Annotated in this window: 22 protein-coding genes and 1 tRNA gene; 7 read left to right on the forward strand and 16 right to left on the reverse strand. The window is 51.7% G+C overall.

Annotated elements, in window-relative coordinates; genetic code table 11:
• Positions 1-25: 25 nt before the first annotated feature.
• A complete protein-coding gene (locus tag QEH52_RS04885; RefSeq protein WP_308948956.1) occupies positions 26-490 on the forward strand; it encodes a hypothetical protein in 465 nt (154 codons plus the stop codon).
• Positions 491-511: 21 nt separating this feature from the next.
• On the opposite strand, the gene QEH52_RS04890 is transcribed toward QEH52_RS04885, so the two are convergent.
• From QEH52_RS04890 to lptB, 12 genes are all read right to left on the reverse strand, one after another.
• A complete protein-coding gene (locus QEH52_RS04890; RefSeq protein WP_308948957.1) occupies positions 512-1000 on the reverse strand; it encodes a Fur family transcriptional regulator in 489 nt (162 codons plus the stop codon).
• A gap of 62 nt (positions 1001-1062) precedes the next feature.
• Positions 1063-2115: a Gfo/Idh/MocA family protein gene (locus QEH52_RS04895; protein WP_308948959.1), complete on the reverse strand. Its 1053-nt coding sequence runs from the start codon at positions 2113-2115 to the stop codon at positions 1063-1065.
• A 44-nt stretch (positions 2116-2159) separates the two neighbouring features.
• On the reverse strand, positions 2160-2837 hold the full coding sequence (locus tag QEH52_RS04900; protein WP_308948960.1) for an ABC transporter ATP-binding protein: 678 nt from the start codon (positions 2835-2837) through the stop codon (positions 2160-2162).
• Complete coding sequence (locus QEH52_RS04905) at positions 2830-4062, reverse strand: ABC transporter permease (RefSeq protein ID WP_308948961.1); 1233 nt, start codon at positions 4060-4062, stop codon at positions 2830-2832. The genes QEH52_RS04900 and QEH52_RS04905 overlap by 8 nt, the downstream gene beginning before the upstream one ends.
• 5 nt (positions 4063-4067) lie before the next feature.
• Entirely contained in the window at positions 4068-5342 is a 1275-nt protein-coding gene (locus tag QEH52_RS04910) for a cell division protein FtsZ (RefSeq protein ID WP_308948962.1), read from the reverse strand.
• Positions 5343-5349: 7 nt separating this feature from the next.
• Complete coding sequence (gene ftsA / locus QEH52_RS04915) at positions 5350-6558, reverse strand: cell division protein FtsA (RefSeq protein ID WP_308948963.1); 1209 nt, start codon at positions 6556-6558, stop codon at positions 5350-5352.
• Between the two features lie 204 nt (positions 6559-6762).
• The gene (groL, locus tag QEH52_RS04920) at positions 6763-8421 is read right to left on the reverse strand and encodes a chaperonin GroEL (protein WP_345785445.1); all 1659 of its coding nucleotides are present in this window, start codon (positions 8419-8421) and stop codon (positions 6763-6765) included.
• A 48-nt stretch (positions 8422-8469) separates the two neighbouring features.
• Entirely contained in the window at positions 8470-8757 is a 288-nt protein-coding gene (locus QEH52_RS04925) for a co-chaperone GroES (RefSeq protein ID WP_308948964.1), read from the reverse strand.
• Between the two features lie 89 nt (positions 8758-8846).
• Positions 8847-10784, reverse strand: coding sequence for a molecular chaperone DnaK (dnaK, locus tag QEH52_RS04930; RefSeq protein WP_345785446.1), 1938 nt, complete (start codon positions 10782-10784; stop codon positions 8847-8849).
• Between the two features lie 617 nt (positions 10785-11401).
• Positions 11402-12850: a chromosomal replication initiator protein DnaA gene (dnaA, locus tag QEH52_RS04935; protein WP_308948966.1), complete on the reverse strand. Its 1449-nt coding sequence runs from the start codon at positions 12848-12850 to the stop codon at positions 11402-11404.
• Between the two features lie 522 nt (positions 12851-13372).
• Complete coding sequence (gene hprK, locus QEH52_RS04940) at positions 13373-14335, reverse strand: HPr(Ser) kinase/phosphatase (RefSeq protein ID WP_308948967.1); 963 nt, start codon at positions 14333-14335, stop codon at positions 13373-13375.
• Between the two features lie 15 nt (positions 14336-14350).
• Positions 14351-15091, reverse strand: coding sequence for an LPS export ABC transporter ATP-binding protein (lptB, locus tag QEH52_RS04945; protein WP_308948969.1), 741 nt, complete (start codon positions 15089-15091; stop codon positions 14351-14353).
• A gap of 124 nt (positions 15092-15215) precedes the next feature.
• Between lptB and leuS the strand changes: the two genes are divergently transcribed.
• The 4 genes from leuS to QEH52_RS04965 all read left to right on the forward strand — a co-directional run bounded on the left by leuS (position 15216) and on the right by QEH52_RS04965 (position 20098).
• Positions 15216-17795 carry a leucine--tRNA ligase gene (leuS, locus tag QEH52_RS04950; protein WP_308948970.1) on the forward strand — a complete coding sequence of 860 codons (2580 nt, stop codon included), beginning with the start codon at positions 15216-15218 and terminating at the stop codon, positions 17793-17795.
• Between the two features lie 2 nt (positions 17796-17797).
• On the forward strand, positions 17798-18679 hold the full coding sequence (locus QEH52_RS04955; protein WP_308948971.1) for a FecR family protein: 882 nt from the start codon (positions 17798-17800) through the stop codon (positions 18677-18679).
• On the forward strand, positions 18669-19529 hold the full coding sequence (locus QEH52_RS04960; protein ID WP_308948973.1) for an LpxI family protein: 861 nt from the start codon (positions 18669-18671) through the stop codon (positions 19527-19529). Before QEH52_RS04955 ends, QEH52_RS04960 begins: the two co-directional genes overlap by 11 nt.
• A 74-nt stretch (positions 19530-19603) precedes the next feature.
• Positions 19604-20098: a type II secretion system protein gene (locus tag QEH52_RS04965; protein WP_308948974.1), complete on the forward strand. Its 495-nt coding sequence runs from the start codon at positions 19604-19606 to the stop codon at positions 20096-20098.
• 13 nt (positions 20099-20111) lie between these two features.
• Here QEH52_RS04965 and QEH52_RS04970 read toward each other — a convergent pair whose 3' ends face one another.
• The 3 genes from QEH52_RS04970 to QEH52_RS04980 are packed head-to-tail and all read right to left on the reverse strand — an operon-like array spanning position 20112 to position 22484.
• On the reverse strand, positions 20112-20951 hold the full coding sequence (locus QEH52_RS04970; RefSeq protein WP_308948976.1) for a hypothetical protein: 840 nt from the start codon (positions 20949-20951) through the stop codon (positions 20112-20114).
• A 45-nt stretch (positions 20952-20996) separates the two neighbouring features.
• Complete coding sequence (locus QEH52_RS04975; protein WP_308948977.1) at positions 20997-21542, reverse strand: hypothetical protein; 546 nt, start codon at positions 21540-21542, stop codon at positions 20997-20999.
• 3 nt (positions 21543-21545) lie between these two features.
• Positions 21546-22484, reverse strand: coding sequence for a hypothetical protein (locus QEH52_RS04980; protein WP_308948978.1), 939 nt, complete (start codon positions 22482-22484; stop codon positions 21546-21548).
• Between the two features lie 191 nt (positions 22485-22675).
• On the opposite strand from QEH52_RS04980, the gene QEH52_RS04985 reads away from it, so the two are divergent.
• Positions 22676-23740, forward strand: coding sequence for a Gfo/Idh/MocA family protein (locus QEH52_RS04985; protein WP_308948979.1), 1065 nt, complete (start codon positions 22676-22678; stop codon positions 23738-23740).
• Positions 23741-23867: 127 nt separating this feature from the next.
• Here QEH52_RS04985 and QEH52_RS04990 read toward each other — a convergent pair whose 3' ends face one another.
• A complete protein-coding gene (locus QEH52_RS04990) occupies positions 23868-26165 on the reverse strand; it encodes a sodium:solute symporter family transporter (RefSeq protein ID WP_308948980.1) in 2298 nt (765 codons plus the stop codon).
• 313 nt (positions 26166-26478) lie between these two features.
• Between QEH52_RS04990 and QEH52_RS04995 the strand changes: the two genes are divergently transcribed.
• Positions 26479-26568, forward strand: a tRNA-Ser gene (locus tag QEH52_RS04995).
• Positions 26569-26690: the final 122 nt, after the last annotated feature.

Consider the following 26690-nt stretch of genomic DNA (forward strand, 5'->3'; position numbering starts at 1 on the left):
GAATGCAGCTCATTTCATCTATCGCATGTCTAAAACTCTTGAACTTAAAGGTCCAATCGTCGTGGTCGCTCTCTTTTTACTGACTGGCATCGTGGGCTCGCTTTTTATAGCATTGGGGCCCAAAGCAACGGAACGCGCCCCTGGCATCGTCCACATCGGAGTGCGCTATGCCAATGAAATGAGCCTGGCCTTTAATCAATATGGTAAAAATGGCCCCGGCGCCACCATCGAACTGATCGCCCCGGACGGTTCAGTAGTCTATACGCTCGAAAACCTGCGAATCGGACGCAATCTAATGCCCTTGAAAGATATAACTGACGGTCCCTACACCGCACGGCTCAGTGCTCCAGGCTATCATATGCGTGAAATCCCAATCGTGGTGGACGGACGCATGATCAATCCTCCCAAGGGAGTGCAATTCGAGAAAGGCACCCACGCCGACTATAATATGCTGGGCGTACGCTTCGAAGTGGCCGAGCCAAGCCTCTAATCAAGCCTCTAATCAAGAAAGCTAAGAGGCTTTCTTGCCACTGCGTTTACAGATGCCTGCCGTCTGAAGTTCATCGCAACGTGCGGTCACCTGTAGGCGTTGGCTTTCGACGTTGAGCCCGAGCTTATCCGCCACCGTCTTGCCATACCACTCCATGAAGGGGGCATCAATTTCAAAAATCTTATCACAGTCCAAACATATAACCTGAGCTTGAAAGGTGGTGGCGTTACGATTCGCCATATAAAACTTATAATCGCGCCCCACATCTACCTCGCGGATCAGCCCACTTTCTGTAAGGATGGGAAGCGCTCGGTAAACAGTCGCGCGAGAAACCGAATCGTCGATCTCGCGTGAGCGCTCCAGCAAGTCTTCGGCGGTAAAGTGATCCGGGTGCTCATACGCAGCATCGAATATGGCCAGGCGCTGGTTGGTTACGCGCAAACCTTTACTACTGAGAAAGTCCTTAAAGGTGTCTCGAATTTCTGTGGTCGTTTTACTTTCGGCATCCATATTTCTTATTGAGACAGTATTGAGACTAGCGCAGCTAAGATGCAAGACTACATTCGTAATATTTACCCCAGCCAATCAACACGGCTGGAATTGTTGGCCAAGGACTGCGACACCATCTCGGTAAAGGTCATATAACGCAGCCCTTGCTCGAATGAAGTGAGCTTAACAGGCACACCTGTGCGTATCGATTGCACGAAATCTGCCTCAACCTGCCAGCCTCGGCTTTCCGCGCGCGAGAGAATGATTTTTTTCTCTTCCACCTCCCCGGCGGCCGCATAGAGCAGTTCGGTATCATAGGTATCAAAGCGCAGGGCTCCCTTAGAGCCGTTGAGCCGAAACTCCATGCGTGGCTTGCCCGACTCGACGCTACTAAAGTGATACACTAAGCGTGCACCAGTCTGAGCAAAGCGCCCCATCACACTTAGGCTATCGGGTATTTTGACTTCTTTAAGCTCTTCAGAATCCGGATAGCTGCGTTGTGGCTGAAAGACGGCTCCATCGGCCAGCAACCAGCTAGGCTCATCTTGCACCCAACGTTCCACCGTTTCGTGCATGATGCCCATACTCATAATATTCTTACCGCTCAACGCGACATCTTGCCGCCACGTCATAGGAGCCTCGGGATTTGCCGACTGACCACTGGTATGCACGACGCGCACCTCCAACAGTTCACCTAATTTGCCAGCTTGTAGCATCTCGCGAATAGTCGCATCAAAGTCTAAAGAAAACGGCGCGGGCACGAGTTGAGCCACTAGATGAGGATGCGCTTGAGCAGCAGCCAACATGGCCTTTGCCTCGGCGAGATCGCATGCCATGCGAGCCTCACAAAGCACATGTTTGCCATGCTCCAAGGCAGCGATGGTCGCCTCAGCATGCAGATAAGGCCAAGTGCCAATGCAGACGGCATCAATCGCAGGATCTTCGACCACTTCGCGCCAATCTTTAGCGACGCGCTGAATACCGTTTTTCTTGGCGACATCTTGGGCGGATTCAACACTGCGATTCGCCACAACAGAGAGTTCGACATTCTCTAGTTTATGAAAGCCAGGTATGTGCATTTTGCGGGTATTAGCCCCCGCCCCGATAAATCCAATTTTTAGTTTATGCGTATCCATTCGATATAAATTGTAATGCCTAAGCTGGCGCGATTGAAGCCAGTCTAAGAAAGTTGCCCCAAATGCAATGTAAGTTGGCGCTGTGTTCGAGCCGCAAATTCAGGATTATGGGTCACCAAGACCAAGCTTTTTTGAGCCTCCCCTGCGATTTCCAGTAAGAGATCCATGACGGCCAGACCGGTGGCTTCATCCAAATTCCCTGTAGGCTCATCGGCCAAAACCAGCGGTGGATCATTAATTAAGGCGCGGGCCACGGCCACTCTCTGCCGCTCTCCGCCCGACATTTTAGTGGAACTGTGCTTAATACGTTCTTTAAGCCCCACACGCACCAGTAAAGCTTCGGCTCGCTCACGAACGCTCGAATCCACCCGCCCGGAGATACGCGCCCCCAGCAGTACATTTTCAAGTGCATTTAATTCGGGGGCCAAATAATAGGCCTGAAATACAAAGCCCATGTAGCGCGTGCGGGCCGCTGCCAACTTCGAAAGAGAAAATTTGGTGACCTCTGCTCCCTGCCAAAAGAGCTGCCCCGCATCTGCACGCTCCAGGCCCGAAAGCACATTTAATAAAGTGGACTTACCACTCCCGGATTCACCGCGGATACTCACGCTCTCGCCCGGCAGCAGCGCAAAGTCCACCCCTGCGAGCACTGAGATCGCGTTGTCGGCACCGGGAAATTGCTTCCCCAGCGCTTTGGCTTCAAGTAAGTATGGATTATTCACTACGGAGGGCATCAGCGGGTTTAAGTCGGGCAGCACGCAGCGCGGGCAATAGCCCGGCCAGTGTCGAAATGACGAGCGCGAAACAAGTCACTGTGATAAAGTCGGAAGCTAAATAATGCACAGGAATTTCGTAGACATCATACTGCCCCAGGAAGTTCGCCTGAGTATTGGTAATGTCCGTATAGAGGGAAAGTATGCCGCGACGATAGTGCAAGCATACTAAGGCCATCAACATGCCCATCACCGTGCCGACAAAACCAATTACGAAGCCCTGAAAACAAAAGCTGTACGCCACCTGATACGGCCGCCCGCCCATCGCGACTAATAGCCCAATTTCGCGTGTCTTTCGGATGACGGCCATCATCAGAGCGATCGCAATCGAAAACGAAGCCACCAGAATGATAAAGATAATGATAAAAGAAATCACTCGTTTCTCTTGCTCGATCACAAAAAGAAAATCCTGATTCGACTCGATCCAGCTGACGGCATCTAAGCCGGGCCGAAGAACTTCGCGTTCCAAATCGACGCTATAATCATACGCATTCACCCCCGGGCGTAACTTGAGCACGATGCCATGCACACCATCTTCTAAACCGTAAAGCTCCTGCATCACACGCAGAGTTGTGATCATCGTATTGCCATCCACTTGAGGCGATCCTGTGCGAAAGAGCCCCACCACTTTAAATTCGCGTGGTAGTAACACCTCATCCTGCTTTAAGGCTTCCAGCATCAACGGTGTAAAGACTTCGACTGTCGAACCCGGCCCTGCCTTGAGAGCATAAGCGAGACCTTCGCCTAGAAAAACTCCATCATCGTCGAAGTCTTCCATATTTCCTAAAGTCAAAAATTTCTTAATGGGCACGACCTCCTCTTCGGACCAGGGATCCACTCCCCGCACAAAGGGGAACTGTGGCCGATTCTGATGCTGCAGCATAATCACGCCCTCAGCAAACGGCGATGCCCCCACCACTGAATCCTGCTGTAGCACAGTCTCTTGCACCGACTCCCAATCATAGATCACCTCGCTGGAGCGTATGCGAATATCTCCCTGCGTCTCGGTTAAGCGCTGGCGAATCCCCTCGCCAAAGCCATTCATCACACTCTGCACAATGATCAAAACACAGACGCCTAACATCACGCCCATGATCGACATCAGCGAGAAGAAGGAAAAGAAACGCCCAGAAGGAAACAACTGTTTCAGGGCATGGTAAAGGTACCAAGGCATAGTAGTTATTTGATCTTAATCTTAATCCCCCTCCGCATGAAGGTGGGCACGTCGAGATCTTCGTCGTTATAGTCGTTGCGGTCAGTCTTATCGAAATAGCCACGCTGGTCTTCACCATCGACGAAAGTAAACTCATCCTGGCTCTCATCAGATGCTTTCTTCTGCAGCAGCTTTGAGGTATGAACGGGGCGCGGCGCACGGGTGTCCTGCGAGATTTCCGTCTCTAGGCCGAGCCCCGTCGTCATCACGCGCTTCGCCTTGGGCATCGATGCACTGGGCTCCGCGGGCGGTGCGACACGCGCCTCAATTTCTGCCTTAGCAAGTATGCACAGTTCGATGCTTTCGCGACGACTCTCATCGATCACCGCACCGAAGACGATATCTTCGCGCGAGCCGAAACGCTGCGTCACTTGCGTCATAATTTCATTCACCTTGGCAATGCCGAGATCTGCGCCGCCAATGATGTTAACCAAAATACGATCTAGTTGCGCGGGGCGATCTCCAAGGTGCAACAAGGGGCAAATAAACAGCTCCTCCAAGGCATCCTTCACATAGTCGCCCCCCGTCGCGGTGCCCGTGCCGAAGATCGTCTTCCCCCCTCGGGCCTGAAAGACTGAGCGTAATGAACTAAAATCCTGATTAATGAGACCGGTCTTTAAGAGCATCGCACAGAGCGAGTTGACCCCACGCCCAATCCAACTATCTGCGACCGCAAATGCGTTGAGCACACTGGTGTCTTCATCGCCCTCCTGCAACAGCACATCATTGGGCAATGGAATCAACCCATGTACTAATTGACGCAGTTCGCCGATGCTTTCCTCTGCAATACGCTTGCGACGTGCCCCCTCAAAACTGAAGGGCAATGTTGCAAAGGCCAGCACCAATGCATTGGTCTGCGCGGCCACCTCGGCCACAACCGCCGCAGCGGCGCTCCCGGTGCCACCGCCGAGCCCGACAACAATAATGATCAAGTCCGAATCGCCGACTAGACGCGAGATGCCATCGCGATCCGACTCCGCAGCTGCTCGGCCGATTTCGACTTCGCCCCCGGCGCCGAGCCCCCGAGTCACAGAGCGGCCGATCACCAACTTCTCAGCCAGAGGCGATTGATTGAGCGCCTGTGCATCGGTATTGATTGCAGCAAGCCGAACATCGCCCAAATCATCTAGCTTGAGCCCGACCACTGCATTGGTCCCGGCACCACCGACCCCGACGATCTTAATCTTAAGATCCGCCTGCGCTGTGTCTTGGTCAAACATTATGTCGGTCGTCGTATCCATTTAATCGCTAATTAAATAAGCCCGTCAATCGGCGCAAGATCCCAGAGGGTTTGGCTTGTTGCTGGTTTTCTTCCTGGCCAGTCAATGCATAGTGCAACAAACCAAGCGTGGTGCTGTATTCTGGCACACGTAGTTCCTCGGCCACATCCTTCGGGCCCTCGGAGACCCGCGCATCTAAACCGAAACGGCGGCGGGCGGCTTCATCGATCCCCACCAACTGCGAACTCCCCCCCGTGAGCACCACTCCTGAAGCGATGTCACTCGGCTCAAACACTTCATCGGCGATCAATTGCTCTTTAATAATATCAAAAACTTCTGCTACCCGTGCTTCGATGATTTTAGTGATCGCTGCCAATGGATACTCGTGGTCGCCGATCGTCATGTCTCCGAAGAGCCAGACTTTCTCTTCGCGATCTTCGCTCTCATAATACGCACGACCATTTTTTATTTTAAATTCTTCAGCACTCTTGCGTGCCACCCGCAGCCCAATACTGAGATCGTTAGTAATGTGATCCCCCCCCACCGGCACCACTCCGGTCTTCACAATAAAGCCTTTACGATAGAGCACATAGTCAGTAGTGCCACCGCCCATATCAATCACCAGCGCTCCATTCTCTTTTTCGGATTCCTCGAGTAAGACCACGCCAGAGGCAATGCTCGATATAATCATATCCGACACATCCAGATCTATGCCGCGAATCACTCGCAAACTGTCACTGACTGCTTCGCTGTCTCCATGCACCGACCAATAACCAACTTGTAATTGTCGCCCTTCCTTCGAGAGCGGGTTATCCACCGGCCGGCCATCCAATGTAAATGGGTTTTGAATGTGGTGAATGTAGGTTCGATCACGCGGAAGCGTCCGGCGTTTCGCATCCTCCTTGGCTGCATCGATATCTGCTAAACGCACAACTCCATCTGAAGAGCTGATATTGGAACTACCAACATTAAAATTCCCCATAAGATGGCGCCCGGTCTGGGCCAAATAAACTTCATCCACCCGTGTCTTCGCATTCGCCTCTGCCTTTAAAATAGCTGCATGCACGCAATCACTTGCCTTATCCAGATCTGTAATTTCCCCTTTCTTCACCCCCTTGGAAGAGCTCACTGCGTGCCCGATAATATTGAGACCTGCGTCCCCAAGAATCTCGCCCAAAAGTACAGCAATTTTGGACGTCCCAATTTCGACGGCGGCAACGACTCTGGATTGACTCATATTAGAAGCAAAGGATACATGATTTACCCGAGTAAAAGTGTACGCATTAGGCAAATCAATCCCCTAGTCAATATGCGATCAAATAGTTTCACAGCTCGGCACGCAGTTCAGCAAGTCGCACTAAAAAAAAGCCCCGACCTTTCGGTCGGGGCTTTTGCTTTAGAATGTGTTGCTTGGTGTGAGCGAATGTATCTCCACCGGAGATTACATCATGCCGCCCATGCCGCCCATGCCACCCATGCCGCCCATGCCGCCCATGTCAGGCATGCCAGCTGAGCCACCTTCTTCTGGCTCGTCGGTGATCATGCACTCAGTTGTGAGCAGCAGACCAGCTACGGAACCAGCATTTTGAAGGGCTGTGCGTGTCACCATGGCTGGGTCAACGATACCTGCCTTGAGCAAGTCAACGTATTCGCCAGTGGCGACGTTGTAACCGTTGGAACCCTTGCCCTTAAGGACTTCAGCCACAACGAGGGAACCTTCAACACCGGCATTGGTGCAAAGCTGACGAAGCGGTGCTTCAATCGCACGGCGCACGATCCAGGCACCGAGGGCTTCATCACCTTCAAGCGCAGAAGCAGCCGTTTCGATCGCACCAGCAGCGCGAAGAAGTGCCACGCCACCACCTGGAAGGATGCCTTCTTCGACTGCGGCACGAGTTGCGTGCAGGGCGTCGTCGACGCGGTCCTTCTTCTCTTTCATCTCTGGCTCAGTTTGTGCGCCTACATTGATGACGGCGACACCACCAGCGATCTTTGCAAGACGCTCTTGCAGCTTCTCACGATCGTAGTCGGAGGAAGTGGCTTCGATTTGCTTGCGGATCAACTTCACGCGGCCTTGGATATCGGAGCTCTTGCCGGCACCTTCCACGATGATGGTGTTTTCCTTATCGATGGAAACGCGCTTGGCCTTACCGAGGTCGCTGAGCTGAACGTTCTCAAGCTTGATGCCGAGATCTTCTGTGATGCAGCGGCCACCTGTGAGGACAGCGATGTCTTCCAGCATTGCCTTGCGGCGATCGCCGAAGCCAGGAGCCTTGACCGCAGCCACGTTGAGTGTGCCACGAAGCTTGTTCACAACCAGTGCAGCGAGGGCTTCGCCTTCGATGTCCTCAGCGATGATGAGGAATGGCTTGTTGGTCTTCGCCACAGATTGTAGCAATGGCAGGATTTCGTTGAGGCTGCTGATCTTCTTCTCGTGGATGAGGATGTGCGCATCTTCGAAGTTCACTTCCTGAGCTTCTGCATCGGTGCAGAAGTAAGGAGAGAGGTAGCCCTTGTCGAACTGCATACCTTCGACCACGTCGAGGGATGTTTCGATGCCCTTGGCTTCTTCAACTGTGATGGTGCCGTCCTTACCGACGCGGTCCATTGCGTCTGCAATGATGTCGCCGATTTCACGGTCCCAGTTTGCAGAAACAGTCGCGACTTGGCGGATTTCTTCGCGGTCTTTAACCTTCTTGCTTTGCTTCGCGAAGGCTTCAGTTGCCGCAGCAACTGCCTTGTCGATACCACGCTTGAGGTAGATTGGATTTGCACCCGCAGCGACGTTCTTGATGCCTTCGCGGTAAACTGCTTCGGCAAGAACAGTAGCAGTTGTGGTGCCATCACCCGCAGAATCTGCAGTCTTGGAAGCGACTTCGCGCACCATTTGTGCACCCATGTTTTCGTAAGCATCGGAAAGATCGATTTCCTTAGCCACAGTCACGCCGTCCTTAGTGACAGTCGGTGCGCCGAATTTCTTGTCGATCAAGACATTGCGTCCCTTAGGTCCGAGTGTGACCTTCACTGCACGTGAAAGTGTTTCAACACCCTTCAGGATCTTCTTGCGAGCTGCTTCATCAAATAGAATTTGCTTAGCCATAATATGTTATCTTTAGTTTTATATTTTAGAGTTTAATGCGGAGTGAACTTATGCAATCACGCCGAGAATGCTATCCTCATCGATCAGGATGTACTCGACACCATCGACTTTGACGGGTGTGCCGCCGTATTGAGGAAGGAGCACCTTATCGCCGACTGCGACGTTGAAAGCGACCACGTCACCGTTGTCATCCTTCTTACCAGTGCCCAGGGCGACAACTTCTGCCTCCTGAGATTTTTCCTTAGCGGAGTCTGGGATAATGATCCCGCCGCGGATCTGTTCGTCTTCTTCAATGCGCTTCAATAGAACGCGTTCACCGAGTGGTTTGATTTTCATATTTGTTTTTATGTATGTTTTTGGAGATTTATGTTTTTTAACAAAAAGCCGCGCTCAAACGGATGGTCTGAGCGCGACTTGTTAAAAGCTTATTTCTTGTCTTCTTCGTCGACGACTTCGAAGTCGGCATCGACAGTGTCCGCATCTTCAGCTTGCTTGGACTCAGCACCCGCAGCAGCGTCGCCTTCTGGAGCGGCGCCGGCTTCAGCAGCCTGTGCCTTGTAAAGGTCTTCCGCGAAAGACTGCATGATTTCCATGATCTTTTCCTTAGGAGCCTTGAGAGCTTCGGCATCGGCTTCTTGATTTTCAAGAACTGCCTTCGCTTCGGCGATCGCGCCTTCGAGCTCAGTCTTCTTGTCGGCTGGGATCTTGTCGCCCATGTCGCTGATTTGCTTTTCAGCTTGGTAGACGATGTTGTCGAGTTCGTTGCGAGCTTCGACGCGTGCTTTGAGTGCTTCGTCTTCAGCAGCGTGTGCTTCGGCTTCGCGCTTCAGCTTTTCTACTTCGTCCTTATCCAGACCGGAAGAACCGGAGATCGTGATCTTTTGCTCCTTACCTGTGCCTTGATCCTTAGCGCTAACGTTGAGGATACCATTGGCATCGATATCGAAAGTCACTTCAATCTGAGGTGTGCCGCGTGATGCCGCAGGGATGCCGTCGAGGCGGAAGTTACCTAGGATCTTGTTATCCTTCGCCATAGGACGCTCACCTTGGAGGACTTTGATGTCCACCGCAGTTTGGTTGTCGGCGTAGGTCGAGAAAGTTTGGCTCTTCTTGGTTGGGATCGTGGTGTTACGCTCGATCATAGGCGTGGCCACTGCACCGGCCGTTTCGATCGCCAATGTAAGCGGAGTCACGTCGAGCAAGAGCACGTCGCGCACATCACCTTGCAGCACGCCGCCTTGAATCGCCGCGCCGATGGCGACAACTTCGTCGGGGTTCACACCTTGGTGCGGTGCTTTACCTGTGAGGTTTTTAGCAATCTCGACCACCTTAGGCGCACGTGTCATACCACCGACCAGCACCAACTCGCCGATTTCGGACTTGCTGTGGCCAGAATCCTTCAAGCAAGCTTCGTAAGGAGCGATGGTGCGCTGATAGAGCGAATCACAGATTTGCTCCAGCTTGGAACGTGAAAGTGTGATGTTCAGGTGCTTTGGACCTGATGCGTCTGCAGTGATGAACGGAAGGTTGATGTCGGTGCTTTGTGTTGAGGACAGAGCGATCTTAGCTTTTTCGCCCTCTTCCTTCAAGCGTTGCAGCGCCATCTTATCAGTGCGCAGGTCGATGCCATCGCTCTTCTTAAACTCAGCGATCAAGTAATCGATCAAAGCGCTGTCCCAGTTATCACCACCGAGGTGTGTGTCACCGTTGGTCGCTTTAACTTCAAAGACACCATCACCGATCTCAAGGATCGAGACGTCAAATGTGCCCCCACCCAAGTCATACACAGCGATCACTTCGTCTTGGCCCTTATCCAGACCATACGCAAGTGCGGCTGCAGTTGGCTCATTGATGATACGTTTCACTTCCAGACCTGCAATCTGACCGGCATCCTTAGTTGCCTGACGCTGCGCATCATTAAAGTAAGCAGGCACGGTGATCACAGCTTCAGTGACTTTTTCACCGAGGTATGCCTCAGCGTCGGCCTTGAGCTTTTGCAAGACCATGGCAGAAATTTGCTCTGGTGCGAAAGTCTCCTTCTTGCCGTCTACTTCAGCTTCGATGTAAGCGTCGCCATTTTTACCGGAGACCACTTTATAAGGAAGAGACTCTGCCTCCTCCTGCACTTCGTCGAACTTGCGGCCGATAAAACGTTTCGCCGAAAAGATCGTATTGCTCGGATTGGTCACAGCTTGACGCTTCGCCGCTTGACCGACGAGACGCTCGCCGTTCTTGGCAAATGCCACTACTGAAGGAGTCGTGCGTGCACCCTCCGAGTTTGGTATAACAACAGATTCCCCGCCTTCCATTACGGACATGCAAGAGTTCGTTGTTCCTAAGTCGATTCCAATGATTTTACCCATGCCAAACATTAAGCACCCCTGATGCCATCACAGAAACTAATCCATAAGGCTCTGATAATCAGAATGATAATTAAATATTAGATCATTTCAGCATAGATTCAGACACAAAATAAATGCCATAGTGTCACACTGCGTGTCACAGTCGTCAGACCCATGGCGCAGATATGTGACACGGCCTACACACACACAGATATAAATGCGCAAGCACGAGCTTAAGCGCCTACACTGCGGCGGTTCATCCAGCATCAGCCAACTAGCTTGCGGGGTGCAACAAGTTCAATAATAGCCGATCGACACACACAGCTGAAACGCTCTCCCCGAAACGAAGTTTCGAGGCTACACAGCTGATACGCTCCCCCCGAAACGAAGTTTCGAGGCTACACAGCTCATACGCTCTCCCCGAAACGAAGTTTCGAAGCTACACAGCTCATACGCTCTCCCCCGAAACGAAGTTTCGAGGCTACACAGCTGATACGCTCCCCCCGAAACGAAGTTTCGAGGCTACACAGCTGATACGCTCCCCCCGAAACGAAGTTTCGAGGCTACACAGCTTATACGCCACTCCTGAAACGGAGTTTTCAAATTATCTGAACTAGGGCTCCGACGCCCCAGCCGACTTACGCGCGCTCTTTAGAGAGCTGCTGGATTAAATAATCGACGCCGCGCTTCACGCTGGCATCTTGCTCCATCATGTTCTCCACTTGCTTGCAGGCGTGAATCACAGTGCCGTGGTCACGACCACCAAAGGCATCACCAATCGATTTCAAAGGGTCGCTGGTTAAAGTGCGGGAAATATACATTGCCACTTGGCGAGGAAAAACGATCGCACTGGTGCGACGACGACCAATCAACTCGCTAAAGCGAATCTTATAATAATCGGACACCTTCTTCTGAATCTGGTCTACGGTCACCTTGCTGACAGCCTCGGCGTGCAGCAGATCGCTCAGCAAGCGCTCGACGGCGTTCAAGTCCAATTTGCGATCAATCAGATTATCATAACCAGCGATACGAGTGAGCGCGCCTTCCATGCGGCGCACATTGCGCGACACACGCTCGGCGAGGAAATTCACAATCTCGTCGTCGAGCTTAAGGTTCATGGTCGAAGCCTTATTTTTAAGGATCGCAACCCGCGTCTCATAATCAGGCGCTTGGATATCAGTGACCAAGCCCCATTGGAAACGTGAAATTAAACGATTTTCAAGGCGCTCGATTTCATTGGCTGGGCGATCACTCGCCAAAAAGATTTGACGCCCAGACTCGAAGAGATCGTTGAAAGTGTGGAAAAACTCCTCTTGCGTGCTCTCTTTTCCTGAAAGGAAATGAATATCATCCACCAAGAGCGCATCCACATTGCGGTAATATTGACGAAACTTCGACAGCTTGTTCTCGCGGATCGCGTGAATAAACTCATTCGTGAATTTCTCGGTAGACACGTAAGCGATGCGTGCCTTGGGATTATTAGTCAGCATCTGATGCGCCACCGCATGCATCAAGTGCGTCTTGCCAAGACCAGTCTCACCAAAAACAAAAAGTGGGTTATACGCACGACCAGGAGCATTCGCCACTGCGATCGAAGCCGCGTGTGCCAATTGACAACCTGAACCCACCACATAATTCTCAAATGTGTTGCTCGGGTTAATCAGCGTACGATGCGAAGGCGCCCCCTGGCTGACCGGACGATCATTACGTAGATCAGGTGTTTGAGAACCTTGCCCCGCAGGTGAAGCCACAGTCGATTCATTTGCCCGATTCGCTGGAGCGCCCAAACGACCTCCGGAAGCTGATTGGCTAGCAGCTTTAACATCCTTAGCCGAGCCAGCTTCGATTCGAACCTCAAGTGCGGAGCCAGCAAAGCTACGAGCTTGTTGCGTAATAATATCCAGAAAGTTATTTTCGATCCAGATAGCGTTGAATTCACTATTGGTCGTCAATACCAACTTCGAGTCCGTCTCAACAGTGCACACAAGCTCACTAAACCACATTTCGTAAACGTCTGCGGGAAAGAGATTCTTGAGTTCTTCGTTGGTGCTGTGCCAGAGAGAGGCGGCTGTTTGTGTTGAGGACATGGACGTGTGAGAAGTGGGAAACTCGCCAATTATTCACAGTCCTGCGTAGAGTGCGAGCCACTTCGATACGCGAGACTGAAAAAACTGAAAGTTGTGAATGAAAGATAGGATCCCTAAAATCAAAAAGCACAGCAAGCATGTTCGAAGAACAAGAGCTTAGCAATTGATGATAAGTAAGTTATGTTTTTATTAAATATGGCACCTACAATTAAAAATAAACTGCAAGCGGTTGAATATCAGCGAAACTGAGATGTTCAATGTCGGCGATGGATCAAAGAATCGGCAGCAAAATGCACAAGGCAAGGCCAAGTTCTGCACAAGTTATTAACACTCGACTCACGAATAAGTTTATAAGTTTTTTTGCCATGAATGTCACGTACCTGTGACAGTTCTGTTAACCACTGAAAAAGTGGCATTTCGGGAATCTCTGAGCTACAATCGAAACTCCTCTTTTTTTTGCAAGGAAGCGCGAAATTTTAAATTGGCACGGGAAATATTTTTCAAAAACAGGGCAGTTATTCACTACTTTGTCATATGCGCAATTAAGCGATCATTGAACTCAGCCGCCGAATCATGTCCGATTTTCATCAACGCCTGCACCATCGCAGCGACCTCGACCAAGCGCGCCATATCACGTCCGGGACGAACGGGGATCTCCATCAAGGGCACTTTCAAACCTAGAATTTCCATATGCTGCTCTTCAAGCCCCGTGCGCTCTTCATGCATGCCTTGCGTCCAGATGTGAAAATTGATCATCAGGTCGATCCGTTTCTCGAGCCGAACGGAGCGGACTCCAAAGAGCTCTGCGACATTGATAATCCCCAAACCTCGGCATTCCATATAACCGCGACTAAGATCCGAGGAGGTCCCCAGCAACTCACGCTCACTCACCCGCTTAATATAGGTCAAGTCATCGGCGACCAAACTGTGGCCGCGCTCAATCAGCGCCAGAGCGCACTCACTCTTCCCCACGCCACTCTCACCACAAATCAAAGTTCCAATGCCTTGTATATCTAATAAGGTGCCGTGCATATGGGTGCGCGGGGCAAACTTATCTTCCAACAAAAGCGTGGCTTCCGTGGTAAAGGTCTTGGATTTCAGCGGGGAACGAATGATCGGCGTATTATATTCATTTGCCAACTTGCACAAATGTTTGGTCGGAGCCAAATTGCGCGAAATAATCAAGCAAGGCACATTGCGCTTCAAGATCTCCGTCATAATCGCGGTTTGCTCTGTTTGGCTCTTTTCGCGGATGTAGGCCATCTCCCCAGCACCTAGGAGTTGAATCCGTTTGGCCGCAAAGGCCTTAAAGAAGCCCACCATTGCCAGCGCTGGCCGATTCAGGCTGCGCTCACGAATCATATTATCTAAGCCAGACTCCCCCGCCACCAATTCCATCTCCAGCGGCTCCTTAAAGGATTCATAAAATTCTCGAACGGAAACTGCTTCGACAAATTTGGTATTATTACGTTGTACGGCGGCCATGCTTAAAATTCTGGGTTACATGTTAAAATCCTCACCGAGGTAAAACTCCCGGCTCTTCGGATCATTGATAAGAAAGTCGCTACTACCCTCGCTCAAAATCGAGCCCTGGTGTAGCAAATAAGCGCGATCAACGATCGCAAGTGTCTCACGCACATTATGATCGGTAATTAGAATGCCGATCCCGCGCTCTTTAAGTTGCACAATGATCTTCTGCACTTCACTCACGCTAATCGGATCCACACCACTGAAAGGCTCATCCATCAAAAGAAACTTAGGATTGGTCACTAGCGCCCGCGAAATCTCCAAGCGACGGCGCTCTCCCCCACTGAGCGTGTAGGCCTTCTGCGAGGCCAAATGCGTTAAACCAAGCTCTTCTAAATGCTTCTCGATACAGGCCTCCCGCTCCGCCTTTTTAAAAGGCATAGTTTCCGCAATCGCTCGAATATTCTGCTCGACCGTCATTTTACGAAAGATCGATGCTTCTTGCGGCAAGTAACCGATCCCACACCGTGCGCGACGATACATCGGCAAATTCGTCAAATTGTCGTCATTTAAATGCACACTCCCCTTCGTTGCGGGAACGAGACCGACCACCATATAAAAAGTCGTCGTCTTCCCTGCACCATTAGGGCCCAACAGCCCAACAATTTCGCCCGCGTTTACGTGGACATCGACTTTATTGACCACGCGACGCTTGCCGTATTCCTTAATCAGGCCACGTGTTTCAATCTTCGGAGTAGCTGCAGTTTCAACCATAGAATATGGAGCAAAAGCATTGCTAGGCCACTCGGCAATGCAATCCTTTAGCCATCTCGCGCTTGAATTGTTTCCAACGTTGACGGATACCTGAGCGACCTTCTTAATTCGCCGTTTTCTAAAAATGGCTACAACGACCAAAGAATACGATTTTTCCAGCATCGAGCCCAAGTGGCAGGCATACTGGGAGGAAAACCACACCTACGCAGCTAAAGACTTCGAGGATAAACCTACGTTTTACGTGCTCGATATGTTCCCCTATCCTTCCGGAGCGGGCCTACACATCGGCCACCCTGAGGGCTACACTGCTAGCGACGCACTCAAACGCTTCAAAAAAGCACAGGGCTTCAATGTGCTACACCCCATGGGCTGGGACGCCTTTGGCCTGCCAACCGAGCAGTATGCCATCAAGACGGGCACTCACCCTGCGATCACCACCAAGCAAAACGTCGCTAATTTCACCAAGCAGCTCAGCCAACTGGGTTTCGCTTACGACTGGAGTCGCGAGGTAAACACTACCGACCCCGGCTACTTTAAGTGGACCCAGTGGATATTCATGCAGCTCTTTAAGAAAGGGCTCGCCTATGTAGACGAAAAACCAGTCTGGTTCTGCCCCGAGCTCGGCACCGTACTCGCCAACGAGGAAGTGCTCAACACCCCTGAAGGCCCGCGCTCTGAGCGTGGCAGCTTCCCAGTCGAGCGCCGTCCGATTCGCCAATGGGTGCTACGTATCACTGAATATGCAGAACGCTTGATCGATGGCCTGAAAGACCTCGACTGGCCCGACTCCACTAAGCGCTTACAGGAAAACTGGATCGGCCGTTCTGAAGGTGCTGAAATCACTTTCGATGTAGCTGGACATGACTCGCAGTTGACCGTTTTCACGACGCGCCCCGACACACTTTACGGCGCCACCTACATGGTGATCGCACCGGAGCACCCGCTCGTCGCCTCGATTACCACAGCCGAGAATAAGGAAGCTGTGGCCGCTTATATAGAAAAAGCCAAGAGCAAGTCCGACCTCGAACGTGCCGAACTCTCCAAGGAAAAAACCGGCGTATGGACCGGCGCCACGGCCATCAACCCGGTCAACGGCAAAGAAATCCCAATTTGGGTGGCTGATTATGTGCTCATGACCTACGGCACTGGCGCGATTATGGCCGTGCCCGCACACGATGTGCGCGATTTCGAATTTGCCAAGGAATTCGGCCTCGAAATCATCCAAGTGATCGACGACGGCGGAGATGCCACCAAGGATGCCGAAGGCGCTCTGACTGAAGCCTATACCGGGCCAGGCAAACTGATCAACTCCGGCGAGCAAAGCGAAAAAGACTCCGAATCCGCAAAAAACGCGGTCATCGAGCAACTCGCAGCCGAGAACCGCGGCCAAGCGACCATCAATTTCAAACTGCGCGACTGGCTCTTCTCGCGTCAACGCTACTGGGGCGAGCCCTTCCCAGTACTCTGGCTCAATAAAAGCAACTACGATCAAGTCGACGACGCACTCAAATCCGTCGAGCGCCCAGTCACTTGCGAAGTCGACGGCGAGCTGCTCTACGCCATCATCCTGCCCGACGCCGAGCTCCCGCTGGAACTGCCCGAAGTCGAGAGCTACACACCCTCACCAGACGGCCAAAGCCCGCTCTCGAAGGCCGAAACTTGGCTACATGTCTTCATCGACCCCGCCACCGGCGCCACCTCCACGGAGGCCAAAGATGGTTGGCTCCCTGCCATTCGCGAGACGAACACCATGCCGCAATGGGCTGGTTCTTGCTGGTATTACCTACGCTACATCGATCCGAACAACACGGACGCACTCATCGACCCTGAAAAAGAGAAGTACTGGGGCACCCCCGACCTCTACATCGGCGGGGCCGAGCACGCAGTGCTCCACCTACTCTACGCTCGCTTCTGGCACCACATTTTATACGATATCGGTGTCGTCAGCGATCCCGAGCCCTTTAAAAAGCTCTTCCACCAAGGTATCATTCTCGGCGAAGACGGCGAAAAGATGTCAAAGAGCCGTGGCAATGTGGTGAACCCTGAGACTATTATCGAAGGCTACGGGGCCGACGCCCTACGTCTCTACTTAATGTTCCTCGGCCCCCTCGAAGCCATGAAACCTTGGAACACCAAGGGCATCGAAGGCATCGCCCGCTTCCTACGCAAGACATGGCGCCTGGTGGTAGCCGATGATGGCGAGCTCCAGCTCAAGATCGGTCAAAGTGATGCACTCGATCCGGAGACCGAGCGCGTACTCCACGCCACGATCAAGAAGGTCACCAACGACTACAGCAGCCTAGGCTTCAACACGGCAATCTCGCAAATGATGATCTGCATCAATCAACTCGCCAAGACGGAGGCCCTGCCCCGCGAAGCAGTCGAAGACTTCATCAAACTACTCGCCCCACTAGCGCCACATATAGCCGAAGAACTCTGGCAACGCCTTGGCCACGAAGGTAGCATCGTCGAAGCCGGCTGGCCGAAATACGATGAAAGCAAGCTCGTCGAGGACAGCGTCAAAATCATCTTCCAAGTCAATGGCAAGTATCGCGGCGACGCACAACTGCCCGCCGATGTATCCAAGGACGATGCCATCGCAGCCGCCAAGGCCAATGAGCGTGTGCAAGGCTTCATCGACGGCAAAACGATTAAGAAAGAAATCTACGTGCCCGGTAAGATCGTCAATATCGTGGCCGTGTAAATATGGCTAGCACTACGATGCGGCATGTAATACTAGAACGTCCGGCAGCGAAAGCTGCCGGCGTCCCGCTCGGGCGGAGCGCCGTAAAGCAAAGAATCACTCATAGCTTTATCGCACTCTGCCTCGGAGCGCTCTCCTGCTTGCATGCCGCCCCCATGCTCGATGGCAGCGCCTTTGTCACGAGCCGCAGCGGTTCGATCGCAGCCACTGACGCCGCCGGCCAAACTGTCGACATCAGCGCGCATGAAGTCTTACAACCTGCCGGCCTGCAGCTCTCGACTGCAGCACAAGGGCAGCTGTTCTTAACTTTTTCAAATTCCGTCGCGATCGCACTCACCTCAAATACTTCCGTGCAATGCCTGGAATATGAGCAACAAGCCTTTGAAAATAAAGACCGCACCTCCGGGCTCGAACCCTCCGTATCCAAGTTACGATTAAAACTCACCGAAGGCGAGCTCGCGATCGCCAGCAACCAGCTCTCTCCGCTATCGGAACTACGTATTCAGCTGCCAACGGGAGAAATTCGCCTGCATAAGGGCACCTGCCTGATACGCCTCGATGCGATCACAGGCCTGCACATCGCCGCATACGAGGGTAACTTAACCTATTACTACCCCGGCGCCGAAGCACGCGAGTTTATCTCTGCCCCTAAAATTGTGCGCATTAGCCAGCAAAGTCTGCAGCGGCAACAGATCGCCGAAGCGGCCAGCGTCGATTCGCTCAGTGCTGGCTCTGTGCAGTTTTGTAAAGCCGCACAACACGCGAGCCAACGCGTCAGCTTTCAAGCCAATGCCAGCACCGGAGAGCCCCCGGTCCCCATCCGTATCGTCAGTCCCGATTATTTTAAGCAACCCGACCTCCGCCCTTATCGCTTTGAAGACTAACACAAAGAGTATCTCTGCCTTTCTTCCAGCCAACTTTGAGCCTCAACCCATCGGTCTCATTGCTGGCAAAGGTCTCTACCCGATCCTGATGGCGGAGCGCATACGCGCAGCTGGGCTCCCACTGCGATTAATCTCCTTTAAAGGCGAAACCGAGCAAAGCTTGATCGACTCGGTGCCCGCAGAAGCGCATATACAGATCAAAGTGGGCCAACTCGGCAAGCTACTAAAATCACTTAAAAAACTTGCTTGCCGCTATGCAGTGATGGCTGGACAAATCACGCCCAAGCGCCTCTTCCACGGCCTGCACCCCGACCTCAAAGCACTCGCAATACTCAACAGCTTAAAAATTAAAAACGCCGAGACGATTTTTGGTGCCATCTCTGCCGAAATTGAAGCCATTGACATCCAAATGCTCGACGCTCGCAGTTTCCTCGACGATCAGCTAGCCAGCGAAGGGCTGATGACAGGAGGAAAACTCAAGGCGCCAGAAGAATTTATTCAACACGGCATTCAAATCGCCAAAGGCATCACCGAGCTCGACATCGGCCAAGGTGCCGTCGTGCGTAAAGGCACAGTGCTCGCCGTTGAAGCCTACGAAGGCACCGATCCGATGCTTAAACGAGCAGGTGAATTCAAAACGGACGGACTCATTTTCGTAAAAACAGTCAAACGCCAGCAGGACTATCGCTTCGATGTGCCAGTCTTCGGAGAGCGCACACTCGATGTCATGCACACTGCCGGAATCCAAACTGCAGCCCTCGAAGTGGGCCGCGTCATTATGCTTGATAAGCCTACTTTACTCCAAAAGGCTGCGAAATTAAAAATCGAACTACTCGGCTACCAGATCTGACATTCTACATCAGCTATTTGACGCAACTCAATAAAGTGTTCCCTATTTGTAAAAAATAAGTATAGTGACTACAAATGAATGAACCTTATACCCCAGCCAAGCAAGGCTTCACTCTCGTTGAGCTAGCTATATCCGTCAGTATTGTTGGAATATTAGCGGCGATTTCCATACCAGCCTTTCAACGCTCCCGCGATAATACACGCATCGGCGCCCTCGAACACGACCTACGCCTTTACGAACAAGAATTCGACACCTTCGAGCTTGATAATGGCCACTACCCCGACTCCGTATCTGCAGTCGGCGTATATCCAGAAGGTATGGCAGAGCGAATGAGCAGCGCATGGAAAATGCCCTCACCGATCGGTGGCACCTACCGTTGGGTTTACACCACCGAAAGCGACCCCGCTAATCGCAGCGCTTACATCAATATCGTTCACAGTGGACAGTACCCCATTGCAATCGACCCAGGCCGCCTCAAAGACATTGACGCTCACATCGACGATGGTGACCCCAGCAGCGGCTCGCTACAAATAAGCGGCGAAAATCTACGCTACTACATTAAGCTTTAAAACACGGAGCGCTCTAAGGCGTGGAATTTAGTATTTTGCCCACAGTTGATAGCGGCCCATGGTGTCGACTGTAGTTGATCCCGTGCAACGAGATCATTTCATCCCCCACAGGTAGCAACAGGTAGGTTTCATTTGCCAGCATCGCCGTCTGACCTTCGTGCTGACCGACTTGAACTGGGTAAGAATCTACCGGTATCAGAACAAAATCATTCTGCTCTTCAGAATGCCACATTTCGTATCGCGATAATTGCCCCTCACGGCTCAGTTCGAAGAGCATTGCGCCTTCGCGATACTCACTCACATAGACATCGGCATACTGGCGTAGTACCTCGCGCTCTTGGCTCGAACTCGCGACAAACTCCGGTTCACGATACAAACGCGGTTGATCTGAAACATCACGCCAAACCATAGTCGAACATAGACCGAGCACCACACACATCCCAATCAAGGCTAACATCCCAATGGTACGGCTCGAACCACTACGATACACCTGATGCTGCAGTGGCTCGTAAACATCCGCTTCCTCACGCTGAAAAACCGTGTCAAGGGACTGCCCCTCAAGCAATCTGGCGACTTCCGTCGGCAGCACTTTAAGATCTTTCCGATTCTGCGATTGTAGGTCACTATAAAACAATTGGCCATTAATCGCTCGCACCGTAGCACGCCTCTGCCCCCCGCAAATCTCTACTTCCGGGAAATCAAGCACCGCATGCTGCGAGCTGGCAATTGCCATTCGATTCAAGTCGATCGTAAGAAGATCCGCATTCTCATAGTCTGCGGTCCATGCCTCAAGCGGCTCTGTTTCAAAACCAAACTGTGAATCAATATGACGAAATCTAGCGGAGAACTGCATAAATGGGGACGAAACAATAAAAGAAAAAGCCGACTGCTAATAAATTCACGATTCAGAATTCTGCAAGCACTCGGCGTGTTCGAGCGTCTCGCGCTGCAAGCGATACAGCCCAATATCTGGAATATCAATCAGCACCTGCACCAATAGACGCACCACAACAATGCAAATCACCTGCATGGCAATGCTCAGAACAGAGACTAAAGCCGTCAGCACTGAAGTGTAAAAAAGAAGCGTCAACACACCGGCCACAAGCGCCACCGCAATCGCCACCCATGCCAAGATATCGATAATTAAGCGAAGGTCGGCATAGGCTGATTTTTCGCGCACTAAATGACGCAACTGAGCAAGCTCAGAAGCACTCGATGGCTGATGCGCCCCACGCCCTGCCGACTTGCCCGAACTGCCGGAGCGGCGACGCTTCTTCGACGAAGCACCACTTCTGGCCTCCGACGATCGCTCGCCAGCACTCACCACGCGTTCGCGCGTATTACGGTAAGCCACATACGCTTGCTGCCACTGGCGCTCCGACATCTTGCGCGCACTCGGGTCCATTTTTTCACGTGAAGCCTTAAAAGTATCAAAATCATCCATAATCTATTCTACCTGGAGATCAAAACGTCCAAAAACAGGCTTTCCCTCGACTTGAATTTGCGCAAAAAGCCGATACCAACCAGTGTTCGGCACGTTAAATAAAAATGCCAGTTCTGAGCTCTCTTCCGTGCCCCCACCAAAGCCCGCCGTGCGGGCCGAGGCCACACTGTCGACCGGGTGCATGTGCGCAAAGCCCTTACCCGCCGCATCAAACGCCACCATATGCCCCTTTGCTCCCATGATGGTTTCCAAGTGAACCACAGCACCCTCTGCACCGGCCACCTTAACTTCAAAACGGTAATCACGCCCGCGTTGTAAACTTTCAGGCGCACCTAATAGCTCAAAGCGCACGCCATCCACCACGCTCACAGTCGAACGCTCAAACTTCGGGCGCTGAGATTCGCCAGCCACAGCAAGCTCAGACAGCGCAATTGCCTGACTGCGGCTACGCAGCGGCACAATCTCGGTAAAGACGCGATACGCCCCACCGTGTGTCGGTTTAAAATCGAATTGATAGCGCCCATTCAAACCATCCGCACGCGGGTGCACGTGATGGTAATCTTCCAAGGAAGGGTCGATCACCATCACATGCATCTTCTCCGTATGCGTCACCGCCAATTCATGTGGCGCGATATTGGTACCGCCCTGAGTTTGCAAATTAAGTTCCACCTGAGCGGTCACACCAGGCTCTAAAGCGGTGTCCGAACTGAGCTCGGTTACAATCGGATAAGTAAAACGCGTCAGATCAATAAATCCTGCGTGATTCGTCGCACACAGCTCGATCTCCCCCTCCGCATTCACGATTTCCTCATAGTGCAAAAAACCGCACTGTGCAGCAGGCAGCGCGCGCAACACAAAGTACGCACCAAAAAAGACCAGACTCAGCATTCCTATAGATACCCAGCCAGTTTTCGATAGAGATTTGGAAGATTGTTCAGTCATAGACAAGTCAGTTGCAATGTATCCATGCCTACGATCTGGCGCAAGACGGAATGTGAACAGCGCACACTGCCCGCGTAAGCTCACCACACTGTATACGAAATTTATACCAGCTCAGTAGACGACATTCTAAAAATTACTCGCACAGCTTCTTAACTTTACACACCTGCGCAAGCCTGTCACAGCAATATAACATGACTGATAAAATTAAAGTCGGAATTTGGGGCCTCGGCCGTGCTGGACTCAATATGCACGCGGCCGAAATAGCCATCTACCCCGAACAGTTTGAGCTGCACTCAGGCATCGATATTGATCCAACACGCAATCAAAGCCTCACGGATACATATCAGGTTCCCACCTACACGGATGAGGACGCATTTCTCAATGATCCTGAAGTGGAGCTAATTTCCATCGCCACCCGCTCGCCCGACCACGTAGCGCACTGCGAAAGAGCGCTCGCCGCAGGCAAATATGTATTTCTCGAAAAACCGCTTGGTCTCAACTATACCGATGGCCAAAAGCTACTCGCCCTATGCCAACAATACCCCGGCAAGCTCTACCCGCGGCAAAATCGCCGGTTCGAAGCCCCGTTTAATCACATTCAAGAGATCATCGCATCGGGCATCCTTGGCGAAGTTTACGAAATAAAGCTCTGCCGCCACAGCTTCCAGCGCCGCAGCGACTGGCAAACGATCATAGAATGCGGCGGCGGGCAGCTCAACAATTGGGGCCCACACATTATCGACCACGCCCTACAATTCCTGGACTACAAAGTCAGCGAATTGTGGAGCGACCTCAAAAAAGTCGCCGCGCTCGGCAATGCCGAAGATCACATCAAGATCGTGCTCAAAGGCGAAAGCGGCCGCGTAGTAGACCTGGAAATCAGCGGAGGCGCCGCCCTACCGCAAAACGAATACACGCTCTTCGGCTCGCGGGGAGCACTCACCTGTCAAGGCGACAACATTCACTTAAAATACATCGATCCCAATCAGGTATTCCAAAAGACTGAAGCACATGCTGGCACCCCCTCGTTGACCGGAGGAGTCAGTAATGCTTATGCCGATCTAGAACAAATAAAATGGGTCGAAGAAGACATTAAAGTCGCCCCCAGCACACCGACCGAAATTCACTCGATCTGGTCCGCACTCTATCAGTCAATTCGAGAAGGCATCCCCTTTCCCGTATCGATGGAGCAAGCAGTCGCCGTGCTCAAAGTCACCGACGAAGTCAAGAAAGGCACCGCCTTCACGGGCGCGTAAAACACAAGCTGTTCTCAGTGCTCGCATAATACAACAAATCGTCTCCGCATTTTAGAGCACTCTGCATGGACGTAGACATGGATCCCGACCATCAGAATCGACGAAGGACGCGATCGTAAATGAGCGCCTAGTCCTCCTCTGATTTATGCTCCCGTGCCTCGAAGGCTGCTTTATCGGCCAAAGAGACATGCCCCTCGACCATGCCGTTATCCAACGGATCATCGATACGGCTAGCCAAGTCGCGGAAAAGCTTGCGCAAGTCGATCACCCCACCGATCAAGAACCAGAAGGTCGACACAATCCCCAATATACCCGTCACCACCAAACTGGTAATAAAGAAATACTGGCTCCAAGCCTCATCCGACCAAGGTGAGAACAGGTTCAAGACCAAAACTCCTAAAAAGCAGAGACAGAACTTATAAATGATGGCGTAGCCAAAGACCGACCAAGTGATGATCTTATCGCCACGAGTGTATTCTGGAGTGATACCTAGCAACTTTTTAAATGCATTGTGCACGCTCCACTTAAAGGGCTCCTTATACTCATTCGCGACATCATACTCCCCGCGGTGCAATAGGCGATCCAAGTTGTAAGGCTCTTTTTGCGTAATCAAAGAGCCCAGAACATAAGCCGCGATGCCACTGCACATCGCCATGAAATACATTTCGTAAGAATTGATCGGAAACTTCACCGCACTCATTTCCCAAGCCACGTAAGGGTTAAACGGGCTCGAAACTGTCTCTAAAAAAGAACCCACCGAATGGCTCCAGTTATTTCTTTCGAGCCATGGATACACCACTTCAGCCCAATTACGCTGCAGAAACAATCCTATCAACGAAAATCCAGAACCAAAAATAATCGCTCCAAAAGCTCCTGTGGTCGTACCAAAACGGCTATACAGACCGAAAACCATAATCGGCCCCGCGCCGCCGAGCCACAAGGCTGTCATCATCGTAGTGAACATGATAATATAATCGATCTGTACGAAGAAAATCGAAACCACGAAAAAGAAGATGCAAACCGCCAAGGAGCAAAGGCGGAATAATAACAGGTGCTGCTTCGGCGTCAGTGGCTCCTTTATAAAGGGAACAATCAAATCCTGCACAATCGTCGATGAAGCATTAAACACACGTGAATCATCTGTAGAAATCAGCAGCATAATCATCAGCAAGAGAAACAAACCCATCAGTCCCGTCGGCAGCAGGTTCTTCAGCGCCACCGGCAGCATCATTTGATGATACAAGGTCCGGAACTTCTGAAACTGTTGATTCCCCTCCGGCGTGCCACTCAGTGCGTCGCGAGCCGCCGCGATGTAAGGCGTGTCAATATTGTGATCTTGAGAAAGGGGTGCATCTACACCGATTTCATGTCGGGGAATCGGCACTTGAGCCAAGCTGTGCTCCAACCCTGCGCGTGCCTCTAAATCGGGCACCGATTCCATCGCGACCTTTTCAGTCAACTCAGAGCGGATATCATGCGCCTCACTGGAAAACTTCCCGTGCGTCATCAATGCGATGATCATCACCGCAACCAAGAGCATCATTAAGCCCGCAAACAAAGAGCGCCAAGTGCCCAAGATGCCCGCCATTTTCTGCTCATGCGGCGTGCGCCCACTGGTCGAAGTATCATTACCGATCCAACTGGCTCGATTCAAAATACTCCCCATAATCGTCACAAAGAGTGCAAAAATATTAAAATCACGTAGCTTCTCGATATCAAAAGGATTGATAAAGCTCTCTCCATCCACGCGATCAATCATCACCGGCCCAATCGTATCGTGCCAGCCGAAGTGCAGATAAATATAACCCGCGATGATCACGAAAATAGGATAACTCATCAAACCTTGAAAGGCGTCCGAAATCAGCAAAGAAATACGCCCGCCCGGCCAAATGATTAGCATACATAGCGCCAAGGAGGAAGTCACCACCAGCGTGAAGGTCGGCAAAGCCACCCCCATCACCATCACCTCGTGAGGCAGCCCCAGGAAGTAAATAAAGAAATTTGCGGCCACTGCAGGCCCGATCGCATTCGTCACCATCTCTGCCAAAGTACGAATGGTCGCCGCCACAATCCGTAACGGTCGATTATAGCGCATCTCCAAAAACTGGCCGATCGAGAGCGAACGCGTCTCACGGAAACGATAAACACAGAAGCCCGTAAGCCCCATCACAATCCAGACTGGCACCGTCAAATACTCCCAGAAAGTCAGCGCATAGCCCACCTGGTATTTCGCCTCTACCAAGCCGACCAAAGTAATCACACTCAGGCCCGCAGTTAAATCGCCCGCGCAGATCACATAACGCCCCGCCACACGGCCGGCCGCCAGATAATCGACGACACCTCGAACATACTTCTTCGAGTAAACCGCAATACTAATAATAAAAACGACAGGGACAATGGCAATCAGCCAATCGATAAGGTGCATAATAATGTAACTCCTGAAATCCCACTCCAGTAAGTCGATCCATGCACGAGAGAAACGCACACAATCCGCCTACCTGAAATAAAAAAACAAGATCAATGATGGGGGAAACAGCAGCTCTCACTACTGACATTAAATAAATAGGGACCGCGAATTCAGAGAATAATTCTCAACAGATCAACTCTAATATTAAACCAAAACTGTTAGTAGCTCAGGTGATAGTAGAAATTGCATTATAGATTGTACCAAGCGGAGAAATAATTAAATTTATAGGTTGACCTATGCGCTGAGGCGAATTTGCTCCACCACTTCCAAAGGAGAGGTGACAGAGTGGCCGATTGTGCATCCCTGGAAAGGATGTGTGCTGGAAACGGCACCGAGGGTTCGAATCCCTCCCTCTCCGCCATTGCTCCGCCATCTCCACTTCGTTACGTCGACGCGCTACGCTTGCTCATGGCAGGCCAAAAGAGTTGAAAATTAAGACGAGCTATGGAATTTCCCAAAGACTTAAAGCGCGTCGAATGCCCT

This window comes from Thalassobacterium maritimum, from assembly GCF_031127805.1.
Taxonomy (GTDB): Bacteria; Verrucomicrobiota; Verrucomicrobiia; order Opitutales; family Coraliomargaritaceae; genus Thalassobacterium; species Thalassobacterium maritimum.